Origin of the sequence: Paracoccus luteus, assembly GCF_004522155.1 — a bacterium.
GTDB lineage: Bacteria > Pseudomonadota > Alphaproteobacteria > Rhodobacterales > Rhodobacteraceae > Paracoccus > Paracoccus luteus.
Map to the genome: position 1 here is coordinate 1 of NZ_SDEA01000012.1, position 25539 is coordinate 25539.

Sequence of the window (25539 nt, forward strand, 5' to 3'; positions counted from 1 at the left end):
GAGCTGGTCGCGGCCAACGCGGTGCTGTTCGCGCCCTTCGCGGAAATCGTGCGCACGCGGGACTGAAGGCCGGCGCTGCGGCCGGGCTGAAGCTGCTGCGACTGACGCCTCACGTCCTCCGCGACGGAACCCGCCGCCCCCCGCCCCCCACCGAGACGCATGTTCCGGCGGTAACGGCTGCAATCGGTGTTTTGCGATCGCGGTCAACGTGTGCAGCGCCTCGGGACCGATCCTGAGGGCATGATGGCAGGTCACGGCCAGCCTTCCGGCGGCTGGTTGCGAACCTGCCCCGATGCAGCCACGGCGGTTGCGGTTTCCATCCTGCGCCTGTCGCATTTCTGCGACAGCCCAGTCTCGCGGCATCGAACCGGCCCGCCGCGCGACGTTCCCGCTGTCCGCCCCGTTGACTCTGTCGGCCCTTGGGGCGACCGCTGGCTGGCGCCGCATGGGCGCGTCGGAATGTCGCGATGAGCCACTCTCCCCCCTCTTCGCCGGTGACGCAGGCCGGGGCCGCGTCCGGTTCGGCGCTGGCGACAGCGCCGCCCGCCGCCCAGCCCGCCGCCCAGCCCGTGGCCCGGCCCGCCCCACCGACGGCCACGCCGCGCGACAGGCAGGCGCTGGCGATCGGCATCATGTGCCTGGTCAGCTTTATCTTCGCCATCCAGGACGCGCTGTCGCGGCAACTGGGCGCGGCCTATCCGCCCGTGCTGATCGTGATGATCCGTTACTGGTTCTTTGCGCTGTTCGTCGTGACGCTGGCGGCGCGGTCGCAGGGGGGCCTGCGCGCGGCGGTGCGGTCGCGCCGGCCGGGGATGCAGGTCGCGCGCGGGCTGCTGCTGGTGGCCGAGGTGGTGGTGATGATCGTGGCCTATGTCCAGCTGGGCCTGGTCGAGACGCATGCGATCTTTACCGTCTCGCCCCTGCTGGTGGTGGCGCTGTCGGGGCCGGTGCTGGGCGAAAGGATCGGCTGGCGGCGCTGGGTCGCGGTGGCCGCGGGCTTCGCGGGCATTCTTGTCATCCTGCAGCCGGGGCTGCGGGTGTTCTCGCCCTGGGCGGCGCTGCCGCTGCTGGCGGCGCTGATGTTCGCGGCCTATGGCCTGCTGACGCGGATGGTGGCGCGCGACGACAGCGCGGCGGTCAGTTTCTTCTGGACCGGCCTGTCGGGGGCGGTCGGCATCACGCTGGTCGGCGTCTGGCGGATGGAACCCATCGCGCGGGCGGACTGGCCGGCGCTGGCGGCGCTGTGCGCCTGCGCGGCGGTGGCCCATTACCTGCTGATCCGCGCCTATGAGCTGGCCGAGGCGTCCAGCCTGCAGCCCTTTGCCTATACCCAGCTGGTCTGGGTCAGCCTGATCGGGTTCGTGGTGTTCGGCGAACGGGTCGGGCCGAACGTCGTGATCGGGGCGACGGTGATCGTCGCCGCCGGGCTGTTCACCTGGTGGCGGTCGGTCCAGCGGGCGCGTCCGGCAGCGCATACGCCCCGGGGCTGAGCCGCAGGATCGGCGCGGCGGGCCACGGGTCCGCGTCCAGCCCGCCGTCGGCCAGCGTGCGCGGGTCTGCGGCGGACGCAGGGGCGGCGACCGGCGCTTGCGCTGTCGCGACGGCGGCCGTCGGCGGGACGGCGGCGCGCCCGTCCGCCGACGCGACGGGGGCGGCCGGAGCAGCGGCCGCCAGCGCATCCTCGGCCGCGGCGCGGGCCAGCACCCAGCCGGGCGTCGTCCGCGGCCGGTCAGACAGCGCCAGCACCAGCCCCGAGATGCGGGGCGGCGGCATCAGCCCGCCCCCGCGCAGATCCCACGTCGGCACGAGGGGCACCGGATGCCCCGCGATCCGCGCGCGATACAGCGGCAGCGATTCCGCCACGCGCATGACATAGGTGCGGGTTTCATCGAAGGGGATCATCTCGACCCAGTCCACCGGGTCGGCCGCCCCGCGCCCGGTGCGCCGCAGGTCGCCGAAATCGCGCAGCCAGCGCGCCGATCGCCCCGGCCCCGCGTTATACCCCGCCGCGACCAGCGCGACCGAGGTGCCGAACCGCGCCTGCAGCCCGTCCAGATACGCCGCGCCCAGCCGCGCGTTATAGGCCGCGTCGGTGGTCAGGCGCGCCAGCTCATAGGGTTCGCCCAAGGTGCGGGCCATCATCCGGGCGGTGTCGGGCATGACCTGCATCAGCCCCAGCGCGCCCGCCGGGCTGCCGACGGTGTGGTTGAACTCGCTTTCGCGCCGCGCGATCGACAGCACCAGTTCCGGCGGCAGGCGCAAATCGGCGCGTTCCAGGCCGGTCAGCGGGAAATAGGCGGCGGGATAGATGCCGCCGCGGGCCGCCGCCGCCTTGGCCAGCCGCAGCGCGTCCCAGGGCCGGTGCAGTTCCAGCATCAGCCGCGCCATCCGCGCGATGTCGTCATGCGCCGCAGTCTCGGCCAAGTGCAGGAAGAACCGCTGCGCCTGCTGGGGCTGGCCGCCCGCGACCAGCCATATCCCGGCCTGGAACAACGGGCTTTCCATCAGCGCCGAACCCCGCCAGTCGGGCAATGTCTCGACCGCGCGCCCGGCGACGGCCAGCGCGGGGTCCATCGGCGCGCCGATCCGTTCGGCGGCAAGCTGGCCGTAAAAGGCCGACTGATGCGCCGCCGCGTCGGCAAAGGCTGTGCGGGCGGCGGCCGCATCGCCCATCGCCTCGGCGGCGCGGGCGCGCCAGTAATGGGTGCGCGACAGGGTGATGGGGCCGCTGTCGCGGTCGGGCAGCCGGGCGAAATGCGCCGCCGCGCGGTCGGGCGCGCCCGCGCGCAGCGCGGCGTAACCGGCCAGCCAGTCCAGATCGACCGCATCCTCGCCGCCCGGCAGGAAATGCGCGGCCGCCAGCCGTTCGGCCAGCGCCCAGTCGCCCGCCCGCAGCGCGGCGCGGGCGAAATCGCGGCGCGCGCCTGCCCACCGCGCAGGATCGCGCAGCGCCTCGGCCGAGGTCGAGCGTTCCAGCATCAGCGCCTGCGCGCCGTCGCGCTGCTTGACCGCCAGCCGCCAGCGGAACCGGTCCATCGCCAGCCCCGCGTCGTCGCGCAGGGGCGCGGGCAGCGCCAGGATCAGCGCATCGACGCCCGTGCGCCGCGCCTGCACCGCGATGCGCGCGCGCCAGATCGGCGTCGGGGCCGCCGACCAGCGCCAGCATCCGTTCGGCCGCGCGCCATTCGCCCGCGTCCAGCAGCGCCCGCAGCCGGGCGGCGTGGTGGGGCGCGGCCTCGGTGCCGAACTCGGTCAGGAACGCCGCCTCGTCGGCGGGTTCCAGCGCGGTGTGGGTCCAGAAATCGGCGATGGCATCGGCGCGCGCGGGGCCTGACAGCGCGGCGAACAGCGCCCGCGCCCCGACCGGCGTCTGCGGGCGGCGGCTGCCGAACCATGCCGCGACGTCGGGCGCGGGGGGGACCGGCAGCATCGCCGCCTCGCCCCGTTGCAACAGCAGGTCCATCCCCGGCCAGTCGGGATTGCGGGCCGCAAAGTCGCGGTATTGCGCCCATGTGCCCTGGCCCGCGCGCAGTTGCTGCCACGCCACCAGGTCGGCGGCGATCGGCCCCGACTGGCGGGCGGCCGCGTCCGCCGCGGCCCAGTCGCGCGCGCCCGCCGCTGCCAGCGCCCGGCGCAGCGCGCCCGCATCCTCGGCCACGGCAGCGGCCGGCAGGGCCAGCGCCGCGGCGGTCAGCCACGCGGTCAGGGTCAGACGGGTGCGCCTCATGCCCGCCAATCTGGGGGCACGGGTCGGGCGGGGCAACTCACATCCTCGGCAGGGCCGCTTGGCAACCCCGGCGCGCGGTTGTATGCCCCCCCAAACCCCTGTCAGGACGCCCCCGATGTTCAAAGGTTCCATGCCCGCGCTGGTCACGCCGATGACGGCCGACGGCGCCGTCGATCTGGCCGCGCTGGAACGCCTGGTCGAATGGCAGATCGAACAGGGCAGCCACGGGCTGGTCCCGGTCGGCACCACCGGCGAAAGCCCGACGCTGAGCCATGACGAACACCGCGAGGTCGTCGAGCGCGTCGTCCGCACCGCCGCGGGCCGCGTGCCGGTCATCGCGGGCGCGGGGTCGAACGCCACGGCCGAGGCCATCGACCTGGCAAGCCACGCGCAATCCGTGGGCGCCGACGCGGTGCTGGTCGTCACCCCCTATTACAACAAGCCGACGCAGGCCGGGATGGTCGCGCATTTCACTGCCGTGCACGACGCGACCGACCTGCCGATCATCATCTATAACATCCCCGGCCGGTCGGTCGTGGACATGACGCCCGAGACGATGGGCGAGCTTGCGCGCCTGCCCCGCATCGCGGGCGTCAAGGACGCCACCGGCAAGCTGGAACGGGTCTGCTGCCAGCGCATCACCTGCGGGACCGATTTCATCCAGCTGTCGGGCGAGGATGCGACCGCGCACGGGTTCAACGCGCAGGGCGGCGTCGGCTGCATCTCGGTCACGGCCAATGTCGCGCCGCGCCTGTGCGCGCAGATGCAGGAGGCCTGCCTGCGCGGCGATTACGCCGCCGCGCTGGAGCTGCAGGACCGGCTGATGCCGCTGCACATCGCCATCTTCCTTGAACCGGGGCTGGTGGGCGTGAAATACGCGCTGTCGCGGCTGGGCAACGGTTTCTGCGCCGAAACCGTGCGGCTGCCGCTGACGCCGCTGACCGCCGGGGTCCGCGCCCGCATCGACGCGGCGATGGCGCACGCCGGGCTGATCTGACCGGCAGGGGACCGCGCGCATGGCCTATGCCGTCCTGACCATCGCCATCGTGCTTGAGGTGATCGCCACCTCGTTCCTGATGATGTCGCAGCAGTTCACCCGCCCGCTGCCCACGATCATCATGGCGCTGTGCTATCTGCTGTCGTTCTATTTCCTGTCGCAGGCGCTGCGCTTTGTCCCCCTGGGCGTCGCCTATGCGGTCTGGAGCGGGCTGGGCATCGTGCTGACCGCCGGCATCGGCCTGGTCGTGTTCCGCCAACAGCCGGACCTGCCGGCGGTGATCGGGATCGGGCTGATCCTGGCGGGCGTGATCGTCATCAACGGATTTTCGCAGACCAGCCTGCACTGAGCGGCGCGGTCAGCCCCGCGCCTCAGACCCCGCCTCAGCCGCGCGCCTGCGCCAGCGCGCCGGGCAGCGTCTCGGCCAGCGCGTCCAGTTCCGCATCCGGGCCGCAGCTGACGCGGATGCAGCGGTCCTGCGGCGCCACCCACGGCATGCGCGCGAAGATCCCGCGCTCGGCCAGCCCCGCCAGCACCCGGCGCGACAGCGCGCCGTCCGCGCCGCAGTCGATGGTGACAAAGTTCGTGGCCGACGGCAGCGGGTCCAGCCCGTTGTCGCGGGCGATCCCGGCGATGCGGTCGCGGGCGGCGGCGACCTGCGCCACGGTCCGGGCCAGCCACGCGGCATCGTCCAGCGCCGCCAGCGCGCCCGCCTGCGCCATCAGGTTCACGCCGAAGTGATTGCGGACCCGGCCAAAGGCGCGGATCAGGTCGGGCGCGCCCAGGGCATAGCCGATCCGCGCGCCCGCCATGCCATAGGCCTTGGAAAATGTGCGGAACCGCAGCACGCGCGGGTCGTCGGGGTCGATCCGCGGCAGGGCGGGGGCGAACTCGGCATAGGCCTCGTCCAGCAGCATCACGCAGTCACCGGGCACCGCGGCCACCGCCGCCTCGATGATCTCGGGCGGATGCCAGCCGCCCATCGGGTTGTCGGGGTTGCACAGATAGATCACCCGCGCGCCGCTGTCCCGCGCCGCGGCGATCAGCCCGGCCGGGTCTTGCATGTCGGCGCGATAGGGCACGGTCCGGCGCAGTCCGCCAAAGCCCGCGACGTGGAAATCGAACGTCGGATAGCCCCCCTGCGAGGTCACGACCGCGTCCCCCGCCCCGACCAGCAGCCGCACGGCCAGACCCAGCAGCGCGTCGATCCCCTCGCCCATCACCAGATGGTCGGGGGTGCAGCCCAGCCGCGCGGCCAGCGCCGCACGCAGGTCGTGGCTGGTCGGATCGCCGTATTTCCACGCCTCGGGCGCGGCGGCCTGCATCGCGGCGATGGCGCGGGGCGAGGGGCCGAAGCCGTTCTCGTTCGCGCCCAGTCGCGCGCGGAAGGGGGCACCGCGCTGACGTTCCAGCGTTTCGGGGCCGACGAAGGGAACCGCGTCGGGCAGGCTGGCGGGGATGGGCGCAAGGCGTGGGGTCATGGCGAAGGCAAAGCGCAAAGCCGCGCGCCTTGCAAGGCTGCACCGGCGGCAGGGCGGGAAAGCGGCGAGTGGACGGTGTCCGCCTGACCTTGCCGACGCGCGCCGGTCCCGGTCCGGGTCCGGGTCTCGACCTCGGCTTCGGTCCCGTTCCCGGTCCCGGTCGCCGTCCCGGTCGCCGCCCCGCTCGCGGCTCCCGGCCCCTTCCCCGTTCTTGGGAAACGCGCCAAGGCCCCGTAGCTGCACAACATTTGTTTCGTTGCGCAACCAAACGCTCACGGCGTTGTTATGGCCCTGACAAGGCGCCGGCGACCTGGCCCTTTTGCAGTCAGGAGCAGGCATGAACAGACGCATCGTCGCCGTATCGGATTTCTGCGACTTCGCGCCCCCGTGCCCGTCCGAACTGGATTACAGCGACTTCCACGCCGCGTGGTCGCGGATGGCCCTGCCCGCGTCCGGCGCCCCCGGTCCCGGCCCCGTGGTCGGCGGCTATCTGGAACGCCTGCCGCTGGCGGCGGTGGCCGCCGGGCTTGCCGACACCGCCGAGGTCTGGAGCTTTGCGGGCCGCGACGACAGTCCCCGCGACAGCGCGGGGCTGGTCTCGGCCGCGCCCGCCGGGCTGACCCGGCGGGTGTTTCGCGCCGACGGCCATGCCGCGCCTTACGGGTCGGCCGACGCTCTCGCGCATATCGCGGTCCACGGCGCGCCCGACATCCTGTGCGTCTGGGGACTTGGCGTGAACGAGGCGCTGCTGGACGCCTGTCAGGACAGCGTCATCATCTATAACTCGATCGACGCGCCCGCGATCCGCATCCCGCCCGCGATCAGCCGGCATGTGGACATCTTCCTGACCGGGGCGGACTGGCAATCGGCCGAGATCCTGGCCCGCCACCCCGGCGCGCTGTGCAGCGTGCTGCCGATCGGCCCCGAGTTCGCGTCCGACATCACCTTTCACCCGACCGGCGCCGCCAAGGACTATGACGTCGTGTATGTGGCCGCGACCCAGCCCTACAAGCGTCACGACCTGCTGCTGGACGCGCTGGCGGGCCGGCCGGGCACGCGGGCGCTGTGCGTCGTGGGATACGGCCACCTGACCGGGGCGCTGCAGGATCAGGCCCGCGCGCGGGGCCTGGACATCGACTGGGTCGGCCCGGTCAGCCATGACGAGGTCAACGCCCTGATCAACCGCGCCCGCGTCGGCGTCGTCTGCGGGGTCGATGACGGCGCACCCGCGATCCTGACCGAATACATGCTGGCCGGGTTGCCCGTGCTGGCCAACGCGGGGCTGGTCTGCGGCCGCCAGTATATCCGCCCCGACACCGGCCTGACCGCAGCCGAACCCGACTTTGCCGCCGCGCTGGACCGGCTGATCGCCCGCCACGCCACCTATGACACCCGCGCCGTCGTGCAGTCCAAGTGGACCTGGCCCCATTCCGTCGGCCGCCTGTCCGACCTGATCGACGCAGCACTGGTCCGCCACGCCAGAAAGGTTTCCGCATGACCATCGCCCCGCTGAACGCGCCCGCCCTGCCCGTCCACGCCCCCGCCGTGGCCCCGCTGATCTGCTTTTCGCACCTGCGCTGGGATTTCGTTCTGCAGCGCCCCCAGCACCTGATGGGCCGCTTTGCCGCCGACCGCCCCGTCTGGTTCTGGGAGGAGGCGATCCCCGCCGACCACCACCTGCCCTATCTGGAGTTCCACGCCTTTTCCGGCACCACCGTGCAGGCGATCCGCCCGCGCGTGCCGCGGCATTTCTCGGCCGACGATACGACGCGGGCGCTGGCCGGGCTGCTGGACCAGATGCTGGCGGTGACGCGGACGCAAAAGCCGGTGCTGTGGTTCTATACGCCGCAGATGTGGCCCTTCGCCCGCCATGTGGACGCCGGCGCCGTGGTCTATGACTGCATGGACGAGCTGTCGAACTTCCGCTTTGCGCCCCCCGACCTTGCCCGGAACGAAAGCGACCTGCTGGCCGCCGCCGACGCCGTCTTTACCGGCGGCCACAGCATCTATGAGGCCAAGCGCGGCCGTCACGACAACATCCACCCGTTTCCGTCCAGCGTCGATGCGGCGCATTTCGCGCAAGCCCGCGGTGCCCGCCCCGACCCGGCGGATCAGGCGGGCATCCCGCGGCCGCGGCTGGGCTATTACGGGGTCATCGACGAACGGCTGGACCTTGACCTGATCCGCGCCACCGCCGCCGCCCGGCCGGACTGGCAGATCGTGATGGTGGGGCCTGTCGCGAAGCTGGCCCCCGGGGATCTGCCCCGCGCCCCCAACATCCACTGGCTGGGCCAGAAATCCTATCACGATCTGCCGTCCTATCTGGCGGGCTGGGACGTGGCGCTGATGCCGTTCGCGATCAACGACGCCACCCGCTTCATCAGCCCGACCAAGACACCGGAATACCTGGCCGGCGGCTGCCCCGTCGTGTCCACGCCGGTCCGCGACGTGGTGCGCCATTACGGCGACATCGCCGCCGTGCGCATCGCCGACGGCGCGGCGGCGTTCGTGGATGCCTGCGCCGCCGCCATCGCCTCGCGCGCGGACCCCGCCCCCTGGCGGGACGAGGCCGACCGCGCGCTGGCGACGCTGAACTGGGACACCACCTTCCGCCACATGAACCGCCTTGTGGCCGAGGCCGCGCACGCCCGCACCACGCGCCGGTCCGACGACCGCTTTCCCGCGCCGGGGATCCGGCGCGGGGCGCGCCGCTATGACGTGGTGATCGCGGGCGCGGGCTTTGCCGGGTCGGTGCTGGCCGAGCGGCTGGCCGAGGCGTCGGGCCAGCGCGTGCTGGTCGTGGACAAGCGCGACCATGTCGCCGGCAACGCCTATGACCACGCCGACGCCGCGGGGCTGCTGGTCCACCGCTATGGCCCCCACATCTTCCACACCAACAGCGACGACGTGGTCGGCTATCTCAGCCGGTTCACCCGCTGGCGCCCGTATGAACATCGGGTGCTGGCGCAGGTCGGCGACCGGCGCCTGCCGATGCCGATCAACCGCACCACGATCAACGGGCTGTATGGCCTGAACCTGACCACTGACGCCGAGGCGGCCGCCTTCCTGGCCGCGCAGGCCGAACCCGTGGCGGACATCCGCAACAGCCGCGACGTGGTGGTGAACGCCGTCGGAACAAGGCTTTACGAGACGTTCTTTCAGGGATACACCCGCAAGCAATGGGGGCTGGACCCGTCGCAGCTGGACAAGTCCGTCACCTCGCGCGTGCCGACGCGCACGAACGCCGACGACCGCTATTTCACCGACAGCTTTCAGGCGATGCCGCTGGACGGCTTTACCCGCATGTTCGAACGGATGCTGGATCATCCGCTGATCGACCTGGCGCTGGGGCAGGATTTCCACGACCTGCCCGCGCGCGACCTCGCGCCCCTGACGATCTATACCGGGCCGATCGACGCGTTCTTCGGCCACCGCTTCGGCCACCTGCCCTATCGCAGCCTGTCGTTCCGGCACGAGACGGTGAACCAGCGCCGCTTTCAGGAGGTGGGGGTCGTGAACTATCCGGCCGAGGACGTGCCGTGGACGCGCATCACCGAATACAAGCACCTGACCGGGCAGATCCACCCGCAGACCTCGATCACCTACGAGATCCCGTCCGACGTGGGCGAGCCGTATTACCCGATCCCGCGCCCCGAAAACCAGGCCCTGTTCAAGCGTTACGAGACGCTGGCGCTGGAACGCCCCGACGTGATCTTTGCGGGGCGGCTGGGCAGCTATCGTTACTATAACATGGATCAGGTCGTCGGGCAGGCGCTGTCGATCCATCGCCGCATGGCGGCGCGGCTGGCCGAGCGCCGGGCGGCGGGAACGCTGGTCGCCGGGGAATAAGACGTGATTTCAACTGCGACCGTGGTGCTGGCGACCGACAGCGCCGACCCCTCCGGCGTGGGCCGGCACATGCTGACGCTGGCCGCCGCGCTGGCGCGGGCCGATGGCGCGCCCGCGCCGCGGCTGCTGTTTCCGGCACACGCCCCCGGCCGCGCGCTGGTGGCCGAGGCGGCGGCGCGCGGGCTGGACGCCGCGACCGTCCGGCGCGACGGGTGGCCCGCGGCGCTTGCGGGCGCGCGGCTGGTCCACGTCCACGCCGGGATCGGATGGGAGGGGCACGGCATCGCCGCCGCCGCCCGCCGGGCCGGCGCGGCGGTGGTGCGCACCGAACACCTGCCGTGGCTGATCACCTGCCCGGACCAGCGCGCCGCCTATGCCGCAATGGTGGGCGGCGTGGACGCCGTCATCACCGTCAGCCGCGCCGCCGCGCATGGCTGGCGGCCGGTGCTGGCGACGATGCCCGGGCCGCGCCTGCCGATGGCCTGCATCCCCAACGGGATCGAGCCGCCCGAGCGTCCGGCCGCGCGCCCCGCAGGCGATGCGCCCACGATCCTGTGCGTGGCGCGCTTTACCCCGCAAAAGAACCATCGCACGCTGATTTCGGCGCTGGCGCGCCTGCGCCGCCGCCACCCGCGCGTGCGGCTGGCGCTGGTCGGTTCCGGCCCGGAACAGGCCGCGATCCGCGCCCGCGCCGCCCGGCTGGGGGTCAGCGACGCCGTCGATTTCCTGGGCAACCGCGCCGACGTGCCCGCGCTGATGGCGGCGGCGGATGTGGCCGTTCTGCCCTCGAACTTCGAAGGGCTGCCGCTGGTCGTGCTTGAGGCGATGGCGCTGGGCACCCCGGTCGTCGCCACCCGCATCGGCGGCGTGGTCGAGGCGCTTGGCCCCGATCACCCGTGGCTGGTCGCGCCCGGCTGCGCGCGCGCTGGCGGATGCGCTGGCCGACGCGCTGGACGACCCGGATCGCCGGGCCGACACCGCGCTGGCGCAGCGCGGGCGTTTCGACGATTTCTATACCGCAACCCGCATGGGCGACGACACCGCCCGGCTTTACGCCGCCGTCCTGCGCGGCAGACCAAGGACAGACCACATGACGACACGGCTGGGATTCATCGGCGCGGGCGGCATCGCGCACCGCCACTTTGGCGTGCTTGAGACGATGGACGACGTCCGCATCGTCGCCGTGGCCGACCCCGACCGGTCGCGCGCGGACGATGCCGCCCGCCGCTTTGGCGCCCAGTCGTTTTCAGACCACGCCGCGATGCTGGACGAGGTCGAACTGGACGCCGTCTATATCTGCGTGCCGCCCTTTGCCCACGGCGACGCCGAACGCGCCTGCATCGCGCGCGGCCTGCCGTTCTTTGTCGAAAAGCCGCTGTCGCTGGATCTGGCGCTGGCCGAAGAGATCGCGGCCGAGGTGGAACGCGCGGGCCTGATCACCGCCGTCGGTTATCACTGGCGCTATCTGGACACGGTGGACGAGGCACGCGCCCTGCTGGCGGGCAACCCGGCCCAGCTGATGACCGGGTTCTGGCTGGACCAGACGCCGCCCCCGCAATGGTGGTGGCGCGACGACGCCTCGGGCGGGCAGGTCGTCGAGCAGGCGACCCACATCATCGACCTGGCCCGGTTCCTGTCGGGCGACGTGACCGAGGTGTTCGGCCTGGCCAGCCACCGCGAGCGCGCCGATTTCCAGGGGCTGACGGTCCCCACGGCGACGACGGCCACGCTGCGCTTTGCGTCCGGCACCATCGCCAACCTGGCCGCGACCTGCCTGCTGCGCTGGAACCATCGGGTCGGCCTGCATGTCTTTGCGGATGCGCTGGCGATCGAGATCACCGACCACGACATCATGATCGACACCGGACAGGGACGCCCCGTCCGCCACGCGCAGGGCGATCCCGTCTGGCGCGAGGATCGCGACTTCATCGACGCCGTGCAGGGCCGCGAGAACCGCATCCGCTGCCCCTATGCCGAGGCGCTGGAGACCCACCGGGTCGCGCTGGCGGTGTCGAAATCCGCGGCCTCGGGCGCCCTCGTGACGATGGAGGTGCTGCGGTCCAACCCGCAGCCCTTTTTTCGTCCGTCCGCTGCGCAGGATGCCCACCCTGCCGCATGAGCACCGCCACATCCGCAGCCTTGGGGTCGAGCGTCCGAACGAGCCGTATTTCTTCGGCTATGACGAAGGGCCTGCGGGCGACGGGCAGGTGCGGCTGGACCTGATGTTCACGGGCCTGTCCGCGGGCACGGAACTGACCTTCATGAAGGGGACCAATCCCTATCTGCACAGCCGCTGGGACGACTGGCAGGGCGTGTTCGTCCCCGGAGAGCCTTCGGCGCGGTTCCCCGTCAACTTCATGGGCTATATGGAGGTCGGGCGCGTCATCGACAGCCGCGCCCACGGGTTCGCCCGCGGCGACGTGGTGGCGACGACATTCGGCCACAAGACCGGCCACACCGCCGACCCGGCCCGCGACCTGCTGCTGACCATGCCCGAGGGCATCGACCCGATGCTGGGCATCTTCGTGGCGCAGATGGGGCCGATCGCGGCCAACGGCATCCTGCACGCCGACGCCGAGCAGTTCGGCGCGGCCGTGCCCTATCTGGGCGCGGGGGTCGAGGGGCGGCCGGTCCTGGTCTGGGGGGGCGGCACGGTCGGCCTGTTCTGCGCGCTGTTCGCGCGCCAGGGCGGCGCATCCGACATCGTCGTCGTGGATCCCTCGCCCTGGCGGCAGGATCTGGCCCGGCGCATGGGCTTTGACGCGATGGGCGAGGACGAGGCGTGGCGCCACGCCAAGTCCCGCTGGCACCACAAGGTCGGCGGGCGCGGCGCGGATGTCGTGTTCCAGACCCGCGCCCGGTCCGAAAGCCTGAACCTTGCCCTGCGCGCGCTGCGCCCGCAGGGGACGGTGATCGACCTTGCCTTCTATCAGGGGGGGCTGGACTGCACCCGGCTGGGCGAAGAGTTCCACCACAACGGCCTGGCAATCCGCTGCGCGCAGATCAACCGCATGCCCCGGCAGCTGGCGCACGCCTGGGACCAGCGGCGGCTGGCGCAGGAAACGCTGCACCTGCTGGCCGACGAGGGCGAGCTGATCCGGGAACACATGATCACCCATGTCGTCCCCTATGATGACGCGCCGGGGTTCCTGCGCCATCTTCTCACCGACCGACCCGAGTTCCTGCAGATCGTGTTCGCCCATGAATGACCACCACCCGCTGACCGAACGCGACGCGGCGGCGCTGACCGTCTCGCCCGCCGCATCCGACGACCAGCCCGCCCACCACGGCGCGACCGGCCTGACGCAGCGTGAACTGGACGACCGCGAGGCGGCCGCGGCGATGCAGTCGGTCCACATCCCGCAGCCGAACCCCGACGCGGGCAAGATCCGCATCCTGTGGGTCTTTGCCTGGCTGGTCGTCGGCGGCGAGGAGACCGAGGTGCGCTTGCTCGCCCGCACGCTGGACCGCTCGCGCTATCGCATCGACGTGATCCCCTGTTTCCGGCGCGAGGGGATGCCGGACCAGAGCCACGAGCAGCTGCGCGCTTTGGGCGTGCATGTGGATACGACCGCCTATGGCCTCAGCTTCGAGGACACGATCGACTATCTGCGCCGCAAGCTGAACGGCGCGGACATCGTGATATCCTCGCAGGACGTGGCCGACATCTATCCGGCGCTGGAACGGCTGGCGGTGCGCCCGCCCCTGATCGAACACGGCGGCCTGGTGTCCGAGGCGCTGTCGGGGCCGAAGCACTTCACCGCCCGCTATGTCGGCGTCTGCGATTCCATCCGCGAGGCGGCCGCGTCCCGGATGCCCGACCGGCGGCAGCACGCGCTGGAAATCCCGTCGATGGTCGATCTGGCCGAGTTCCGCCCCGAGGCGCGCGGCCCGGTCCGCGCCAGCCTTGGCATCCGCGACGGCCAGATCCTGATCGGCTGGGTCGGCCGGCTGGATCGCAAGAAGCGGGTCGAGGATTTCATCCGCGCCGCGGCCATCGTCGCCGGGCAGGAACCGCAGGCGCGGTTCGTCGTGGTGGGCGGGGCCGACGCCTTCATGCCGGAATACCGGGACGAGCTGCACCGGCTTGCCGCGGACCTCGGGCTGGACGGGCGGCTGCAGTTCACCGGCGACCGCAAGGACGTGCCCGACCTGCTGGCCGCGATGGACGTGTTCTGCTGGCTGTCGCGCGGCGAGGGGATGCCCCATGTCATCGCCGAGGCCGGGGCCGCCGCCCTGCCGGTGATCGCCACGCCCGACAACGGCGCGCTGCAACAGATCCGCGATGGCGAGACCGGCATCTTCGTTCCCCACGAAGACCCGCAGGCGGTGGCCGAGGCGATGACACGCCTGATCCGCGACCCCGCCCTGCGCCGCCGCCTTGGCGACGGGCTGCGCGATCATGTCGTCGCCAGCTATTCGGCGGCGGTGGTCGTGCCCCAATGGGAACGGCTGTTCGCCGAGGTGCTGGCCGAACGACCCGCCGCGCCGCCGCCCTCGACCTTCGACAGCTTCGTGCTGGGCGGCTGGGAAAGTTCGACCCACCGGCTGCACCACGGGCGGCGGCTGGACCTGCTGGCGGCGACGGGCCACGACGCCCATGCCGCGCGCGATTACCGGCAGTTGCAGGGGCTTGGCATCCGCGCCTGCCGCGACGCCGCCCGCTGGCACCTGATCGACCGGGGCGGCGCGTATGACTTCGCCAGCCTGACCCCGATGATCACGGCCGCGCGCGACAGCGGAACGCAGGTCGTCTGGGATCTGCTGCATTACGGCTGGCCCGACGATCTGGACATCTGGTCGCCCGCCTTCGTCAACCGTTTTGCCGCCTTTGCCCGCGCCGTGGGCGAACATCACCGCAGCCTGACCGGCGCGGTGCCGTTCTGGTGCCCGGTGAACGAGGTCAGCTTTTTTGCCTGGGCGGGGGGCGATGCGCGCTATCTGAACCCCTTTGCCGCGGGCCGGGGATATGAGCTGAAGGTGCAGCTGGCCCGCGCCTGGCTGGCGGCCGCGGCAGAGCTGCGGGCGGTGGACGCGCGCGCCCGGTTCCTGATGGCCGAGCCGCTGATCGCCATCCACCACGCGGGCTGGACCGGCCTGCCGCTGTGGCAGGCGCATGGCTGGCACGACGCGCAGTTCCAGGCGTTCGATCTGGTCAGCGGCCGCATCTGGCCGCAGATCGGGGGCGATCCGTCATTCCTCGATCTGGTCGGGGTGAACTATTACTTCAACAACCAGTGGATCCACGGCGGACGGCCTGTGGACGTGGACGACGTCATCCATCGCCCGCTGTCCGACCTGCTGGTCGAGGTCGCGGCGCGCTATGACCGCCCGGTGGTCATCGCCGAAACGGGAACCGAAGGCGTCCGCCGCGCCGCATGGTTCAACCATGTCATGGACGAAACCCGCCGCGCCCGCGCCCGCGGCGTCCGGGTCGAGGGCGTGTGCCTTTACCCCATCGCCAACCATCCCGGCTGGGACGACGACCGGCTGTGCCCGAACGGCCTGCTGGGCGACCGCGTGCACGACGGCCGCCGCGAGGAACACGGCCCCCTGGCCGACGCCGTCCGGCGCGAGGCCGCGTTCTGGCGCGCGCTTTAGACGCGTTGGATGGCCGGGCAATCTGCTGGACCGGACCCTGCGCGCCTGCCGGCGGCCGCCCCGACGGGCCGACGGGCCGACTCCGCGCCTTCCTCAGCCGCCCTGCGCGGCCTCGCCCTGCGCGCGCACCTCGTCCAGCGTCGCGCCGGTGGTCAGCGCCTGCGGGTCCAGCCGCAGTTCGATGATGGCCAGCGTCCCCGCCGCCAGCGCCCGGCCGAACGCGGGGGCGAAGCCCGCGTCCTCGGTCACCGTCTCGCCATGCCCGCCATAGGCGCGGGCCAGCGCGGCAAAGTCGGGGTTGGCCAGATCGGTGCCGGACACCCGGCCGGGATAGTGCTTTTCCTGGTGCATGCGGATCGTGCCGTAACGCCCGTTGTTGGCCACCACCACGATCACCGCCGCGCCGTGCTGGGCGGCGGTGGACATCTCGTTCAGCGTCATCTGGATGTCGCCGTCACCCGCGATGCAGACCACCGTGCGGTCGGGATGGTGGATCTTGGCCGAGATCGCCGCCGGCAGGCCATAGCCCATCGATCCTGACGTGGGCGCAAGCTGCGTGCCCGCCCGCTTGAACCGGAAATAGCGGTGGATGAAGGACGCGAAATTGCCCGCGCCGTTGGTGATGATCGCGTCGTCGGGCAGGTTGGCGGTCAGCCAGGCGATCACCCGCTCCATCCTGACCGCGCCGGGGGTGCCGCGCGGGGTCTGCCACGCCTCATAGTCGGCGCGCAGGTCGGCGGTCCAGCCGGCCCACCGGCGCGGCGCGGGCGCGTCCGACAGCGCCGCCAGCACCGCGCGCGGGCAGGCGGCGATGCCGGGATCGGCGCGCCACAGATGCCCGATCTCGTCAGGGTCGGGGTGGACGTGGATGATGCGGCGGCCCTGCCCGCGCGGGTTCATCAGGTCATAACCGTTGGTCAGCGTGTCCCCCAGCCGCGATCCCAGCGACAGGATGCAGTCGGACTGGCGCAGCGCCTGACCCAGTTTCGGGTTCATGCCGACGCCCAGGTCGCCGACATACTGCGGCAGGCGGTTGTCAATCATGTGCTGGCGGCGGAAGGGTGCGGCGACCGGCAGCCCCCAGTCGGCGGCGAAGCGCGCCAGCCGGTCCGCGTCGCCCTGATCCCAGACCGACCCGCCGGGGATGACCAGCGGCCGTTCGGCCCCGGCCAGCGCGTCCGTGATCGCGGCAAGCTGCGCGGCCGATACGCCCGCCACCGGGCGCGGCGCGGGGGCCAGGTCGGGGGTATCGCAGGGGGCCGACAGCATGTCCTCGGGCAGGGCCAGCACCACCGGGCCGGGGCGGCCCGACATGGCAAGGTCGAAGGCGCGGGCGACGTATTCGGGAATGCGGTCGGTCTGGTCGATCTCGGCCGCCCATTTGGCGATGCCGCCGAACATCTGGCGGTAATCGACCTCCTGGAACGCCTCGCGGTCGCGGTCGGCGCGCGCGATCTGGCCCACGAACAGGATCATCGGCGTCGAATCCTGCCGCGCGACATGCACGCCCGCGCTGGCGTTGGCCGCGCCCGGCCCGCGGGTGACGAAACAGACGCCCGGCCGCCCGGTCAGCTTGCCATGCGCCTCGGCCATCATGGCCGCGCCGCCCTCGTGCCGGCAGACGATGTTCGGGATGCCCAGGTCGTAAAGCCCGTCCAGCGCCGCCAGAAAGCTTTCCCCCGGCACCGAGAACACCCGGCCCACGCCATGCGCCGCCAGCGCGTCCGCCAGAATCCGTCCACCGTGCCGCATCGCGTCCCCCCTTGCTGCTGCGGCCGGACCTTGGGGCAGCGGCGGCGCGGGGGCAAGCCCGGCACCGCGCGGCTTTACACGCGCGCCCCCCACCCCTATCTGAACCCGATCATGGCCCAAGCGAAATCCGACCCCAACTACAAGATCATCGCCGAGAACCGGCGGGCGCGGTTCGACTATTTCATCGAAAGCGACCTCGAGGTGGGCATCATCCTGACCGGGTCCGAGGTGAAATCCCTGCGCACCGGCCAGTCCAACATCGCCGAAAGCTATGCCAGCGTCGAACAGGGCGAACTGTGGCTGATCAACGGCTATATCGCCGCCTACAAGCAGGCCGGCGTCTTCGGCCACGAGGAACGGCGGCGCCGCAAGCTGCTGGTCAGCCGCAAGGAACTGGCGCGGCTGTGGCAGGCCGTCGGGCGCGAGGGGATGACCCTGATCCCGCTGGTGATGTATTTCAACGACCGCGGCATCGTGAAGCTCAAGCTGGGCGTGGCCAAGGGCAAGAAGAACCACGACAAGCGCGACACCGAGGCCAAGCGCGACTGGGGCCGCGAAAAGCAGCGCCTGCTGAAACAGGGCTGATCCCCTTTGCATGCGGCGCCGCCGGCAGCGATTGCAGCCCCCCGCCCCGCCCGCTAAACCCGGCCAAGGCGGTTGGGGAGAGGTGACATGACTGACGATCCGCGCACTGTGGTTTCCACCGACTGGCTGGCCGCGCATCTGAACGACCCCGACCTGCGGATCATCGACGCAAGCTGGCACATGCCCGCCACGGGGCGCGACGCGCAGGCCGAATACCGCGACGCCCACATCCCCGGCGCGCGGTTCTTCGACATCGACGCCATCGCCGACACGCGCAGCGACCTGCCCCACATGGCGCCGCAGCCGGAAATGTTCGTCAGCCGCCTGCGCGCGATGGGCATCGGCGACGGGCACCAGGTCGTGGTCTACGACAATTCCGACGTGCATTCGGCGGCGCGGGTCTGGTGGACCTTCCGCCTGATGGGCAAGTCCGACGTCGCCATGCTGGACGGCGGTTTTGCCAAGTGGCGGGCCGAGGGCCGCGCCACCGAGGACATGCCCCCCGTCACCCGCGACCGCCACATGACGGTCCAGCGCCAGGCCGCGCGGGTGCGCGACGTGACGCAGGTCGCGGCGGCGTCCAAGCTGGGCGATCACGTCATCATCGACGCGCGCCCGCCCGAACGGTTCCGCGGCGACGCGCCCGAGCCGCGCCCCGGCCTGCGCAGCGGCCACATCCCCGGCGCGCTGAACGTGCCGGTGGGCAGCCTCTATAACCCCGACGGCACGATGAAGGACGCGGCCGCCCTGCGCGCCGCCTTTGAATCGGCCGGGGTGGACCTGTCGCGCCCCGCCATCACCACCTGCGGGTCGGGCATCACCGCCGCCAGCCTGGCGCTGGCGCTGGAACGCATCGGCAAGCGGGACTGGTCGCTTTACGACGGCAGCTGGACCGAATGGGGCAGCTTTCCCGACCTGAAAATTGCAACCGGAGACGCCTGAATGTTCGCCGCCCTGAAACCACAAGCCCCCGACAAGATCCTGGCCCTGATGGGCGAGTTCAAGGCCGACACACGGCAGGGCAAGATCGACCTGGGGGTCGGCGTCTACAAGGATCCGACCGGGCTGACCCCGGTGATGCGCGCCGTCAAGGCCGCCGAAAAGCGCATCTGGGAAGCCGAGACGACCAAGGCCTATACCGCGCTGGCGGGCGAGCCTGCGTATCTGGCGGCGATGGCCCGCATGGTGCTGGGCGACGGGCTGGACGCGGGCCGCACCGCCTCGCTGTCCACGGTGGGCGGCACCGGCGCGATCCGGCAGGCGCTGGAGCTGGCGCGGCTGGGCAACCCCGGCGTGACCGTCCATGTGTCCGACCCGACCTGGCCCAACCACCTGTCGATCATGCAGTTCATGGGCGTGCCCTTCGTCGAATACCGCTATTTCGACGACGCCACCCGCGGCGTCGATTTCGAGGGGATGAAGGCCGATCTGGCGCGCGCGAAGCAGGGCGATGTCGTCCTGCTGCACGGCTGCTGCCACAACCCGACCGGCGCCAACCTGACGCTGGATCAGTGGGCCGAGGTGTCGGCGATCCTTGAGCGCACCGGCGCGGTGCCGCTGATCGATCTGGCCTATCAGGGCTTCGGCGACGGGCTGGAGGAGGACGCGGCCGGCACCCGGCTGATCCTGTCGCGCGCGCCCGAGGCGATGGTGGCGGCGTCCTGTTCCAAGAACTTCGGCATCTATCGTGAACGCACGGGCGTGCTGATGGTCCAGGTTGAGGGCGCGGGCGCCCGCGACGTGGCGCAGGGCACGCTGGCCTATCTGAACCGGCAGAACTATTCCTTCCCCCCCGACCACGGCGCGCGCATCGTGCAGACGATCCTTGACGACGACGGCCTGACCGCCGACTGGCGGGCCGAGCTGGAGGAGGTGCGGCTGGGCATGCTGGCCCTGCGCGAGCAGCTTGCGGCCGAACTGCGCGACCTGACCGGGACCGACCGCTTCGACTTCGTGGCGCGGCACCGGGGCATGTTTTCGCGGCTGGGGGCCTCGCCCGAACAGGTCCGCCGGATCAAGGAAGAGGCGGCGATCTATATGGTCGGGGATTCGCGCCTGAACATCGCCGGGCTGAACCGCGACAGCGTCCCGGTTCTGGCGCGCGCCATCGTGGACGCGGGCGTCTGACGCCTTTGCATGCAAAAGGCCGGGCGGCTGGCCCGGCCTGTGCGGCAGAGGGTGGAATGACGAAAGGCCGGGCAAGACCCGGCCTTTATCAATCCGGCGCGTGGCCGGTGCGGCGATTACAGGCCGCGGGCGACGCGCTCGATGTCGCTGCGGCTCAGGCCGATGTCGTCCAGCTCGCGGTCGCTGAGGCGGTTCAGCGCGTTGCGGGTGACGCGGACGTCGGCCCAGGACGAGATCATTTCGCGCAGCTTGGCGACGACGCCGAACGACGGGGCTGCGGGGGCGCGGAAGGTATCGAAGGTGGACATGATGGAACCTGTTTTTTCTTGCGGGCCTGCCGGATGCAGGCATCAGCGGGGAGTGCTTGGGATATAGCCACCCGCCCGTTCTGCGACCACGCGCAAGCGGGCAGGCCCGTCATGCGCCAGGCGCAAGGCACCCGCCACTCACGCCGGTGAAACATGGCTGACGGCGGCGTGAACCAAGCAACAAAGCCCCGCTTGGGTGCCCATCCCCGCGGTTTCTTTGCGCCCTGGCCTTATTCGGGTCAGCTTCCTTGCGCCGAACGCGGCCTTGACAGAAGGTTTACGCCCCCGGACATCTTGTCGCACGCGGAAAGCTTACCCCAACGTCAACTTGGCCGCCCGCTCATTTTGCGCTTGCACTCGCCTGCGCAGCCTTGCGCCAGTCGCCCAGCGCCGCCTGCCACAGCGTCAGCGCGGCGACCGCGGCCGTGTCGGCGCGCAGCACCCGCGGCCCCAGGCTGACCCGCGTCACGCCCGCCGTGCCCGACAGCCGCGCCCGCTCGGCCGGCGACCAGCCGCCCTCGGGCCCGATCAGGATCGCCCAGGGGCCGGGCGGCAAAGCGGCCAGCGTCTCGGCCGGGCCTACCAGCGCCTCGTCGGCCCACAGGACGCGGCGCGCGCTGTCCCAGCGGTCCAGCAGGCGCGACAGCGGCTGCAGATCCTCGACGGGCGGGACATAGGTGCCGCCGCATTGCTCGGCCGCCTCGACGGCGTGGGCCTGCAGGCGGTCGCGGCGGATGCGGTCGGCGTTGGTGTGGTCGGTCTGCACGGGCAGGATGCGGGCCGCGCCCAGCTCGGCCGCCTTTTCGACGATGAAGTCGGTCCGCGCCTTTTTCAGCGGCGCAAAGACCAGCCAGACGTCGGGCGGATCGACCTGCGGGCCGCTGGCGGCCAGCGGCTCGACCAGGCCGCCGCGCTTTCCCGCCTGCGTCAGCCGCGCCCGCCATTCGCCGTCGCGCCCGTTGAAGACCGCAAGTTCGTCCCCGGCGGCCAGCCGCATCACGCCGGACAGGTAATGCGCCTGCGCGCCGTCCAGCGGCACGGGTTGTCCGGCGGCAAGCGGGTGGTCTATGAACAGCCTGATTTTTCCCATCAGGCCGACCCTATGCAACGCCCCGCCCCGACGCAAACGGTGTCAGACGCGCCCAAGGGCAACTGGGTCGACCGGCTGGCGCCCGCGCCCTGGCGGCCGTGGCTGCGTCTGTCGCGCGCCGACCGCCCCATCGGAACGTGGCTGCTGCTGCTGCCCTGCTGGTGGGGGGTGGGGCTGGCGATGATCGTGGACCGCCCGGCGTGGGTCGATCTGTGGATCGTCGCCGTCTGCGCGCTGGGGGCCGTCGTGATGCGCGGCGCGGGCTGCACCTGGAACGACATCACCGACCGCGATTTCGACGCGCAGGTCGCGCGCACCCGGTCGCGGCCGCTGCCGTCGGGCCAGGTCACGCTGCGCGGGGCCTTTGCCTGGCTGGGCGCGCAGCTGGCCGTGGGGGCGCTGGCGCTGTTCACGCTGAACGTGGCGGCGGTCGTGCTGGGCGTGGCCTCGCTGGCGCTGGTCGCGGTCTATCCCTTTGCCAAGCGGTTCACCTGGTGGCCGCAGGTGTTCCTGGGGCTGGCGTTCAACTGGGGCGCGCTGCTGGCGTTCGCGGCGCATGGCGGCACGCTGCATCCTGCCGCGGCTCTCGCCTATGCAGCGGGGATCGCGTGGACGCTGTTCTATGACACCATCTATGCGCATCAGGACACCGAGGATGACGCCCTGATCGGCGTGAAATCCACCGCGCGGCTGTTCGGGGCCGACACGCCGCGCTGGTTGCTGACATTCGCCGCGGTCGCGGTGCTGTTTCTGGCACTGGCCGCGGCCGCGGCGCGCCCGACGCCAGTGCAGGCGGCGCTGGTCACGGTCGGCATCGCCGGTTTCGCCGCGCATCTGTGGTGGCAGATGCGCCGCTTTGACCCGGACGACAACGGCCGCCTGCTGGCGCTGTTCAGGTCCAACCGCGACGCGGGCCTGTGGGTTGCGCTGTTTCTTGCCGCGGCGGGGCTGGCCTGATTGCGCGCACGGGGTCGAGCGCCTAAGTCCCGTTGATCCGCCAACAGCGACAAGGCAGGCCTGATGGCCCGACCCACCCACGAACCTGACGCGCCCCAGCCTGCCCTGCAACGCCGCCGCGCCCGCCGCCGGTCGGCGGGTGGCGCGGTGGCGGCCGTCGTGGTGCTGGGGCTTGCGGGCGCGGGCGCGTGGGGCGCGGGCCAGCTGGCCGCCGACCTGATCGAACAGCGGTCCGCCCGCGATGTGCGCGCGGCGCTGGACGCGGCGGGCCTTGACTGGGCACACGTCGCCACCGACGGGCTGCAGGTGCGGCTGACCGGCACCGCCCCGGACGAGATCGCCCGTTTTCGCGCCGCCACCGCCGCCGGAACCGCCGTCGATGCCGCGCGCGTGCGCGACGCCATGACCGTGACCCCGCCCAAGGCGGTGCAGCCCCCCGCCTTTCGGGTCGAGCTGCTGAGCAACGATCAGGGCATCTCGGTCATCGGACTGGCGCCCGCGGGGCTGGATCAGGCGGCGCTTATTGCGCGGCTGGAACGCAGCGCAGGCGCGGGCCGGGTGACCGACCTGCTGGATTTGGCCGATTACCCCGCGCCGCCGGCGTGGGACGCGGCGCTGGACCTTGGGGTGCAGGCGGCCGGACAGGCGCGTCGCGGCAAGGTGTCGGTCACCGCCGGCGCGGTCGTCGTCACCGCCATCACCGACGGCGCGGCGGAACAGGCAAGGCTGACCGAGGCGCTGACCCGCGCGACGCCCCCGGGCGTCACCCTGACCACCGACATCAGCGCGCCGCGCCCGGTCATCACGCCGTTCACCCTGCGGCTGGTCCACACCGGCGCGGGGCTGCGCATCGACGCCTGTTCCGCCGACACGGACGCGGCGCGCAACAGCATCCTGTCGGCCGCTGCGGCCGCGGGGGTGGACGCGCAGCCCGACTGCGCGCTGGGGCTGGGTGCGCCCTCGCCGCAATGGGGCGCGGCCGCTGTCGCCGTCATCGACGCGCTGGCGGGGCTGCCCGCCGGATCGGTCACGCTGACCGACGCGGCGGTGGCGCTGGACGCCCCCGCGACCGTTCCGCAGGCGCTGTTCGACGAACAGGCCGCGCGGCTGGAACAGGCCCTGCCGGACGTGTTCTCGCTGACCGCGACCCGCGAACAGCCGCCCGCGGCCGACGACGCGACCCCCGCCGTCTTTACCGCCGAGGTCACGCCGGACGGTATCCGCATGCGCGGGCGGATCACCGACGAACGCATGCGCGCGGCGGTCGAAAGCCTTGCGCAGGCCCGGTTCGGCACGGCCGACAGCGCCCTGCGCGCGGATGGCACCGTGCCGTCCGGCTGGACCGTGCGCGTGATCGGCGCGCTTGAGGCGATGGCGCAGCTGCGCCGGGGCACCGTCACGGTCACGCCCGACCTGATCCGGCTGACCGGCGTGTCGGGCAGCCGCAACGCCTCGGCCGAGGCGGCGCAGCGGCTGGGCGCGCGGCTTGGTCCGGGCGCGCGGTATGAACTGGCGATCGCCTATGACGAACGGCTGGACCCGTCGCTGGGCCTGCCGACCGGCGCTGACTGCGTGGCCCGCCTGAACGCGGCGCAGGCCGCGACGCCGGTGGCGTTCGAACTGAACCGCGCGGTCTTTGACGGCGACCCCGCGCCGGCGCTGGCGGGGCTGGCCGGGGCGCTGGCCGACTGCGGCGATTTCCGCATCGAGATTGGCGCCCATACCGACGCGCAGGGGTCCGACAGCTTCAACGCGGAACTGTCGTCCGACCGGGCGCAGGCGGTGCTGGCCGCGCTGGGTCAGGCGGGCGCGCCGACGCGGAACCTGACCGCGCACGGATACGGCGAAAGCGATCCGGTGGCCGCCAACGACACCGACGCGGGGCGCGCCGCGAACCGCCGCATCGCGTTCCGGCTGCTGGCGGAAACGCCGGTCAACCCTGTTCCCGCGCCCGCCGCCGCTGTCACCGGCGTCACGGCCGAGGGTGCGACCCTGCCGCCCGCGCCCGCCCCCGCCCCCGCCGCCGAGGGTGTGGCGGACGCTGGTCTGCCCGCCCTGCCGCCTGCGCTTGCGGGCGCGGCCCCGCCGGGCGGCGCGCGCCCCGGCGCGGCGGCGACGATCATGACCGACCTTCGCCCCGCAACCGGACCCGCGGCGGACAGCCCGGCCGCGCCGGATCACGAGGCGATGGCGCAAAGCGAAGTCGGCGCCGAAAGCGACGACGGGGCCGAGGCGGTCGGCGGCCCCGAACCCGGCGACATCGAGGCCGAACCCGCCCCGGAGCCGAGCGCCGACGAAATGGCTGCGGACGAGACGACCGCGGGCGACGATGCCGCGGACACAGCCCCGCAGCCCCCCCTGCCGCCGACCCCCGACGAGATTGCCGCCCGCGAGGGCATCGCCCTGCGCCCCGCCGAGATCACCGTTGACGGCGACCGCATCACAACCCCCGTGCCGCCCGTTCTGCCGGGGGGTGCGGCCTCGACCGCCGGCCTTGGGGGCGCGCCCGGCGGCGGTGCGGCCGACCGCCCCCCGCCGCGCCCCGACGACCTGCCCTGACCGGCCGTCGCGGGCGGCGCAACGGGCCTTTCACAATGCCTGTCCGCGGGCATAGACTGGGCGCATGAACCGGTCGGACTTCATCATCGTCACCGCCGCCTCGCTGTTCGCGGCGTTCCTGCTGGGCTGGTTCGCCAGCTGGCTGATCCACCGCCTGTCCCGGCCCGCGCGCCCCGCGCCGGGCGAACTGGACCGCCTTGCCCGACAACTGCGCGACGCCGAAACGGCACGCGACCGGGCCGTGGCGGATCTGAAAACCCGCGAGGCCGAGCTGGCCGACCGCCTGACGACGGCCGAGGCCGAGGCAGCGGCCGCCGCGGACAGCCTGCGCGAAAGCCGGATCGAGATCGAGGAGCTGCGCGACTATATCGAAAAGCGCTTCTCGCGCAATCGCCCGGCGTAAGCCGCCGCCCTAGCCCTTGCGCGCGACCAGCGTCGCCCGGTCCCCCGGATCGTGGCGCGCGGCGACCGGGGCACTGGCCGCCATACCGACACAAGCGGTTCTC

At 72.1% G+C, this 25539-nt stretch carries 21 protein-coding genes; 16 read left to right on the forward strand and 5 right to left on the reverse strand.

What is annotated here, in order from left to right; genetic code table 11:
• Positions 1–632: 632 nt before the first annotated feature.
• On the forward strand, positions 633–1490 hold the full coding sequence (locus tag EPA64_RS13065; protein WP_167626675.1) for a DMT family transporter: 858 nt from the start codon (positions 633–635) through the stop codon (positions 1488–1490).
• Here the strand turns inward: EPA64_RS13065 and EPA64_RS13070 are convergent.
• Positions 1432–3114: a lytic transglycosylase domain-containing protein gene (locus EPA64_RS13070; protein ID WP_246026760.1), complete on the reverse strand. Its 1683-nt coding sequence runs from the start codon at positions 3112–3114 to the stop codon at positions 1432–1434. The two genes, EPA64_RS13065 and EPA64_RS13070, sit on opposite strands and share 59 nt — an antisense overlap.
• Before the next feature lie 4 nt (positions 3115–3118).
• Here EPA64_RS13070 and EPA64_RS16760 point away from each other — a divergent pair, with 4 nt between their 5' ends.
• From EPA64_RS16760 to EPA64_RS13080, 3 genes are all read left to right on the forward strand, one after another.
• Entirely contained in the window at positions 3119–3334 is a 216-nt protein-coding gene (locus EPA64_RS16760) for a hypothetical protein (RefSeq protein WP_246026761.1), read from the forward strand.
• A 508-nt stretch (positions 3335–3842) separates the two neighbouring features.
• Complete coding sequence (dapA, locus tag EPA64_RS13075) at positions 3843–4724, forward strand: 4-hydroxy-tetrahydrodipicolinate synthase (RefSeq protein WP_134726802.1); 882 nt, start codon at positions 3843–3845, stop codon at positions 4722–4724.
• A 19-nt stretch (positions 4725–4743) separates the two neighbouring features.
• Positions 4744–5073 (forward strand): DMT family transporter, encoded by a 330-nt coding sequence (locus tag EPA64_RS13080; protein WP_134726803.1) that lies wholly within the window; start codon positions 4744–4746, stop codon positions 5071–5073.
• A gap of 34 nt (positions 5074–5107) precedes the next feature.
• Here the strand turns inward: EPA64_RS13080 and EPA64_RS13085 are convergent, their stop codons facing one another.
• Positions 5108–6205, reverse strand: a complete 1098-nt coding sequence (locus tag EPA64_RS13085; protein WP_134726804.1) for a pyridoxal phosphate-dependent aminotransferase — start codon at positions 6203–6205, stop codon at positions 5108–5110.
• Positions 6206–6542: 337 nt separating this feature from the next.
• On the opposite strand from EPA64_RS13085, the gene EPA64_RS13090 reads away from it, so the two are divergent.
• Genes EPA64_RS13090 through EPA64_RS13115 form a run of 6 tightly spaced genes read left to right on the forward strand, consistent with a single transcriptional unit; the run spans position 6543 to position 15655 of the window.
• Positions 6543–7703: a glycosyltransferase family 4 protein gene (locus EPA64_RS13090; protein ID WP_134726805.1), complete on the forward strand. Its 1161-nt coding sequence runs from the start codon at positions 6543–6545 to the stop codon at positions 7701–7703.
• On the forward strand, positions 7700–10054 hold the full coding sequence (gene glf / locus EPA64_RS13095; protein WP_220443757.1) for a UDP-galactopyranose mutase: 2355 nt from the start codon (positions 7700–7702) through the stop codon (positions 10052–10054). The genes EPA64_RS13090 and glf overlap by 4 nt, the downstream gene beginning before the upstream one ends.
• Before the next feature lie 3 nt (positions 10055–10057).
• Positions 10058–11209: a glycosyltransferase gene (locus EPA64_RS16765; RefSeq protein WP_134726806.1), complete on the forward strand. Its 1152-nt coding sequence runs from the start codon at positions 10058–10060 to the stop codon at positions 11207–11209.
• A 4-nt stretch (positions 11210–11213) separates the two neighbouring features.
• The gene (locus EPA64_RS16480) at positions 11214–12173 is read left to right on the forward strand and encodes a Gfo/Idh/MocA family protein (protein WP_246026763.1); all 960 of its coding nucleotides are present in this window, start codon (positions 11214–11216) and stop codon (positions 12171–12173) included.
• The gene (locus tag EPA64_RS16485) at positions 12154–13263 is read left to right on the forward strand and encodes a zinc-dependent alcohol dehydrogenase (RefSeq protein ID WP_134726808.1); all 1110 of its coding nucleotides are present in this window, start codon (positions 12154–12156) and stop codon (positions 13261–13263) included. Before EPA64_RS16480 ends, EPA64_RS16485 begins: the two co-directional genes overlap by 20 nt.
• The gene (locus tag EPA64_RS13115) at positions 13256–15655 is read left to right on the forward strand and encodes a glycosyltransferase family 4 protein (protein WP_220443758.1); all 2400 of its coding nucleotides are present in this window, start codon (positions 13256–13258) and stop codon (positions 15653–15655) included. The genes EPA64_RS16485 and EPA64_RS13115 overlap by 8 nt, the downstream gene beginning before the upstream one ends.
• Positions 15656–15748: 93 nt before the next feature.
• Here the strand turns inward: EPA64_RS13115 and EPA64_RS13120 are convergent, their stop codons facing one another.
• Positions 15749–17407: a thiamine pyrophosphate-binding protein gene (locus EPA64_RS13120; protein WP_134726809.1), complete on the reverse strand. Its 1659-nt coding sequence runs from the start codon at positions 17405–17407 to the stop codon at positions 15749–15751.
• Between the two features lie 111 nt (positions 17408–17518).
• Between EPA64_RS13120 and smpB the strand changes: the two genes are divergently transcribed.
• The 3 genes from smpB (at position 17519) to EPA64_RS13135 (ending at position 20119) form a co-directional block, all read left to right on the forward strand.
• Positions 17519–17992: an SsrA-binding protein SmpB gene (smpB, locus tag EPA64_RS13125; protein WP_134726810.1), complete on the forward strand. Its 474-nt coding sequence runs from the start codon at positions 17519–17521 to the stop codon at positions 17990–17992.
• An 87-nt stretch (positions 17993–18079) separates the two neighbouring features.
• Positions 18080–18934, forward strand: coding sequence for a 3-mercaptopyruvate sulfurtransferase (sseA, locus tag EPA64_RS13130; RefSeq protein ID WP_134726811.1), 855 nt, complete (start codon positions 18080–18082; stop codon positions 18932–18934).
• Entirely contained in the window at positions 18935–20119 is a 1185-nt protein-coding gene (locus tag EPA64_RS13135) for an amino acid aminotransferase (RefSeq protein WP_134726812.1), read from the forward strand. It begins immediately after the preceding gene.
• A gap of 116 nt (positions 20120–20235) precedes the next feature.
• Here the strand turns inward: EPA64_RS13135 and EPA64_RS13140 are convergent, their stop codons facing one another.
• Together EPA64_RS13140 and EPA64_RS13145 are read right to left on the reverse strand one after the other, a co-directional pair.
• Positions 20236–20427, reverse strand: coding sequence for a DUF1127 domain-containing protein (locus EPA64_RS13140; protein WP_134726813.1), 192 nt, complete (start codon positions 20425–20427; stop codon positions 20236–20238).
• A 340-nt stretch (positions 20428–20767) separates the two neighbouring features.
• Positions 20768–21517 carry a 16S rRNA (uracil(1498)-N(3))-methyltransferase gene (locus EPA64_RS13145; RefSeq protein WP_134726814.1) on the reverse strand — a complete coding sequence of 250 codons (750 nt, stop codon included), beginning with the start codon at positions 21515–21517 and terminating at the stop codon, positions 20768–20770.
• Positions 21518–21529: 12 nt separating this feature from the next.
• On the opposite strand from EPA64_RS13145, the gene ubiA reads away from it, so the two are divergent.
• The 3 genes from ubiA (at position 21530) to EPA64_RS13160 (ending at position 25436) form a co-directional block, all read left to right on the forward strand.
• Positions 21530–22474: a 4-hydroxybenzoate octaprenyltransferase gene (gene ubiA, locus EPA64_RS13150; RefSeq protein ID WP_134726815.1), complete on the forward strand. Its 945-nt coding sequence runs from the start codon at positions 21530–21532 to the stop codon at positions 22472–22474.
• 63 nt (positions 22475–22537) lie between these two features.
• Complete coding sequence (locus EPA64_RS13155) at positions 22538–25033, forward strand: OmpA family protein (RefSeq protein WP_134726816.1); 2496 nt, start codon at positions 22538–22540, stop codon at positions 25031–25033.
• Between the two features lie 64 nt (positions 25034–25097).
• Positions 25098–25436, forward strand: a complete 339-nt coding sequence (locus tag EPA64_RS13160) for a hypothetical protein (protein ID WP_134726817.1) — start codon at positions 25098–25100, stop codon at positions 25434–25436.
• Positions 25437–25539 lie beyond the last annotated feature (103 nt).

What these genes read in the sequence shown, in the direction of transcription:
- EPA64_RS13065 (WP_167626675.1), top strand. Translation starts at nt 633, where the DNA reads ATGTGCCTGGTCAGCTTTATCTTCGCCATCCAGGACGCGCTGTCGCGG.
- EPA64_RS16760 (WP_246026761.1), top strand. Translation starts at nt 3,119, where the DNA reads ATGCGCGCGCGCCAGATCGGCGTCGGGGCCGCCGACCAGCGCCAGCAT.
- dapA (WP_134726802.1), top strand. Translation starts at nt 3,843, where the DNA reads ATGTTCAAAGGTTCCATGCCCGCGCTGGTCACGCCGATGACGGCCGAC.
- EPA64_RS13080 (WP_134726803.1), top strand. Translation starts at nt 4,744, where the DNA reads ATGGCCTATGCCGTCCTGACCATCGCCATCGTGCTTGAGGTGATCGCC.
- EPA64_RS13085 (WP_134726804.1), bottom strand. Translation starts at nt 6,205, where the DNA reads ATGACCCCACGCCTTGCGCCCATCCCCGCCAGCCTGCCCGACGCGGTT.
- EPA64_RS13090 (WP_134726805.1), top strand. Translation starts at nt 6,543, where the DNA reads ATGAACAGACGCATCGTCGCCGTATCGGATTTCTGCGACTTCGCGCCC.
- glf (WP_220443757.1), top strand. Translation starts at nt 7,700, where the DNA reads ATGACCATCGCCCCGCTGAACGCGCCCGCCCTGCCCGTCCACGCCCCC.
- EPA64_RS16480 (WP_246026763.1), top strand. Translation starts at nt 11,214, where the DNA reads ATGGACGACGTCCGCATCGTCGCCGTGGCCGACCCCGACCGGTCGCGC.
- EPA64_RS16485 (WP_134726808.1), top strand. Translation starts at nt 12,154, where the DNA reads ATGCCCACCCTGCCGCATGAGCACCGCCACATCCGCAGCCTTGGGGTC.
- EPA64_RS13115 (WP_220443758.1), top strand. Translation starts at nt 13,256, where the DNA reads ATGAATGACCACCACCCGCTGACCGAACGCGACGCGGCGGCGCTGACC.
- EPA64_RS13120 (WP_134726809.1), bottom strand. Translation starts at nt 17,407, where the DNA reads ATGCGGCACGGTGGACGGATTCTGGCGGACGCGCTGGCGGCGCATGGC.
- smpB (WP_134726810.1), top strand. Translation starts at nt 17,519, where the DNA reads ATGGCCCAAGCGAAATCCGACCCCAACTACAAGATCATCGCCGAGAAC.
- sseA (WP_134726811.1), top strand. Translation starts at nt 18,080, where the DNA reads ATGACTGACGATCCGCGCACTGTGGTTTCCACCGACTGGCTGGCCGCG.
- EPA64_RS13135 (WP_134726812.1), top strand. Translation starts at nt 18,935, where the DNA reads ATGTTCGCCGCCCTGAAACCACAAGCCCCCGACAAGATCCTGGCCCTG.
- EPA64_RS13140 (WP_134726813.1), bottom strand. Translation starts at nt 20,427, where the DNA reads ATGTCCACCTTCGATACCTTCCGCGCCCCCGCAGCCCCGTCGTTCGGC.
- EPA64_RS13145 (WP_134726814.1), bottom strand. Translation starts at nt 21,517, where the DNA reads ATGGGAAAAATCAGGCTGTTCATAGACCACCCGCTTGCCGCCGGACAA.
- ubiA (WP_134726815.1), top strand. Translation starts at nt 21,530, where the DNA reads ATGCAACGCCCCGCCCCGACGCAAACGGTGTCAGACGCGCCCAAGGGC.
- EPA64_RS13155 (WP_134726816.1), top strand. Translation starts at nt 22,538, where the DNA reads ATGGCCCGACCCACCCACGAACCTGACGCGCCCCAGCCTGCCCTGCAA.
- EPA64_RS13160 (WP_134726817.1), top strand. Translation starts at nt 25,098, where the DNA reads ATGAACCGGTCGGACTTCATCATCGTCACCGCCGCCTCGCTGTTCGCG.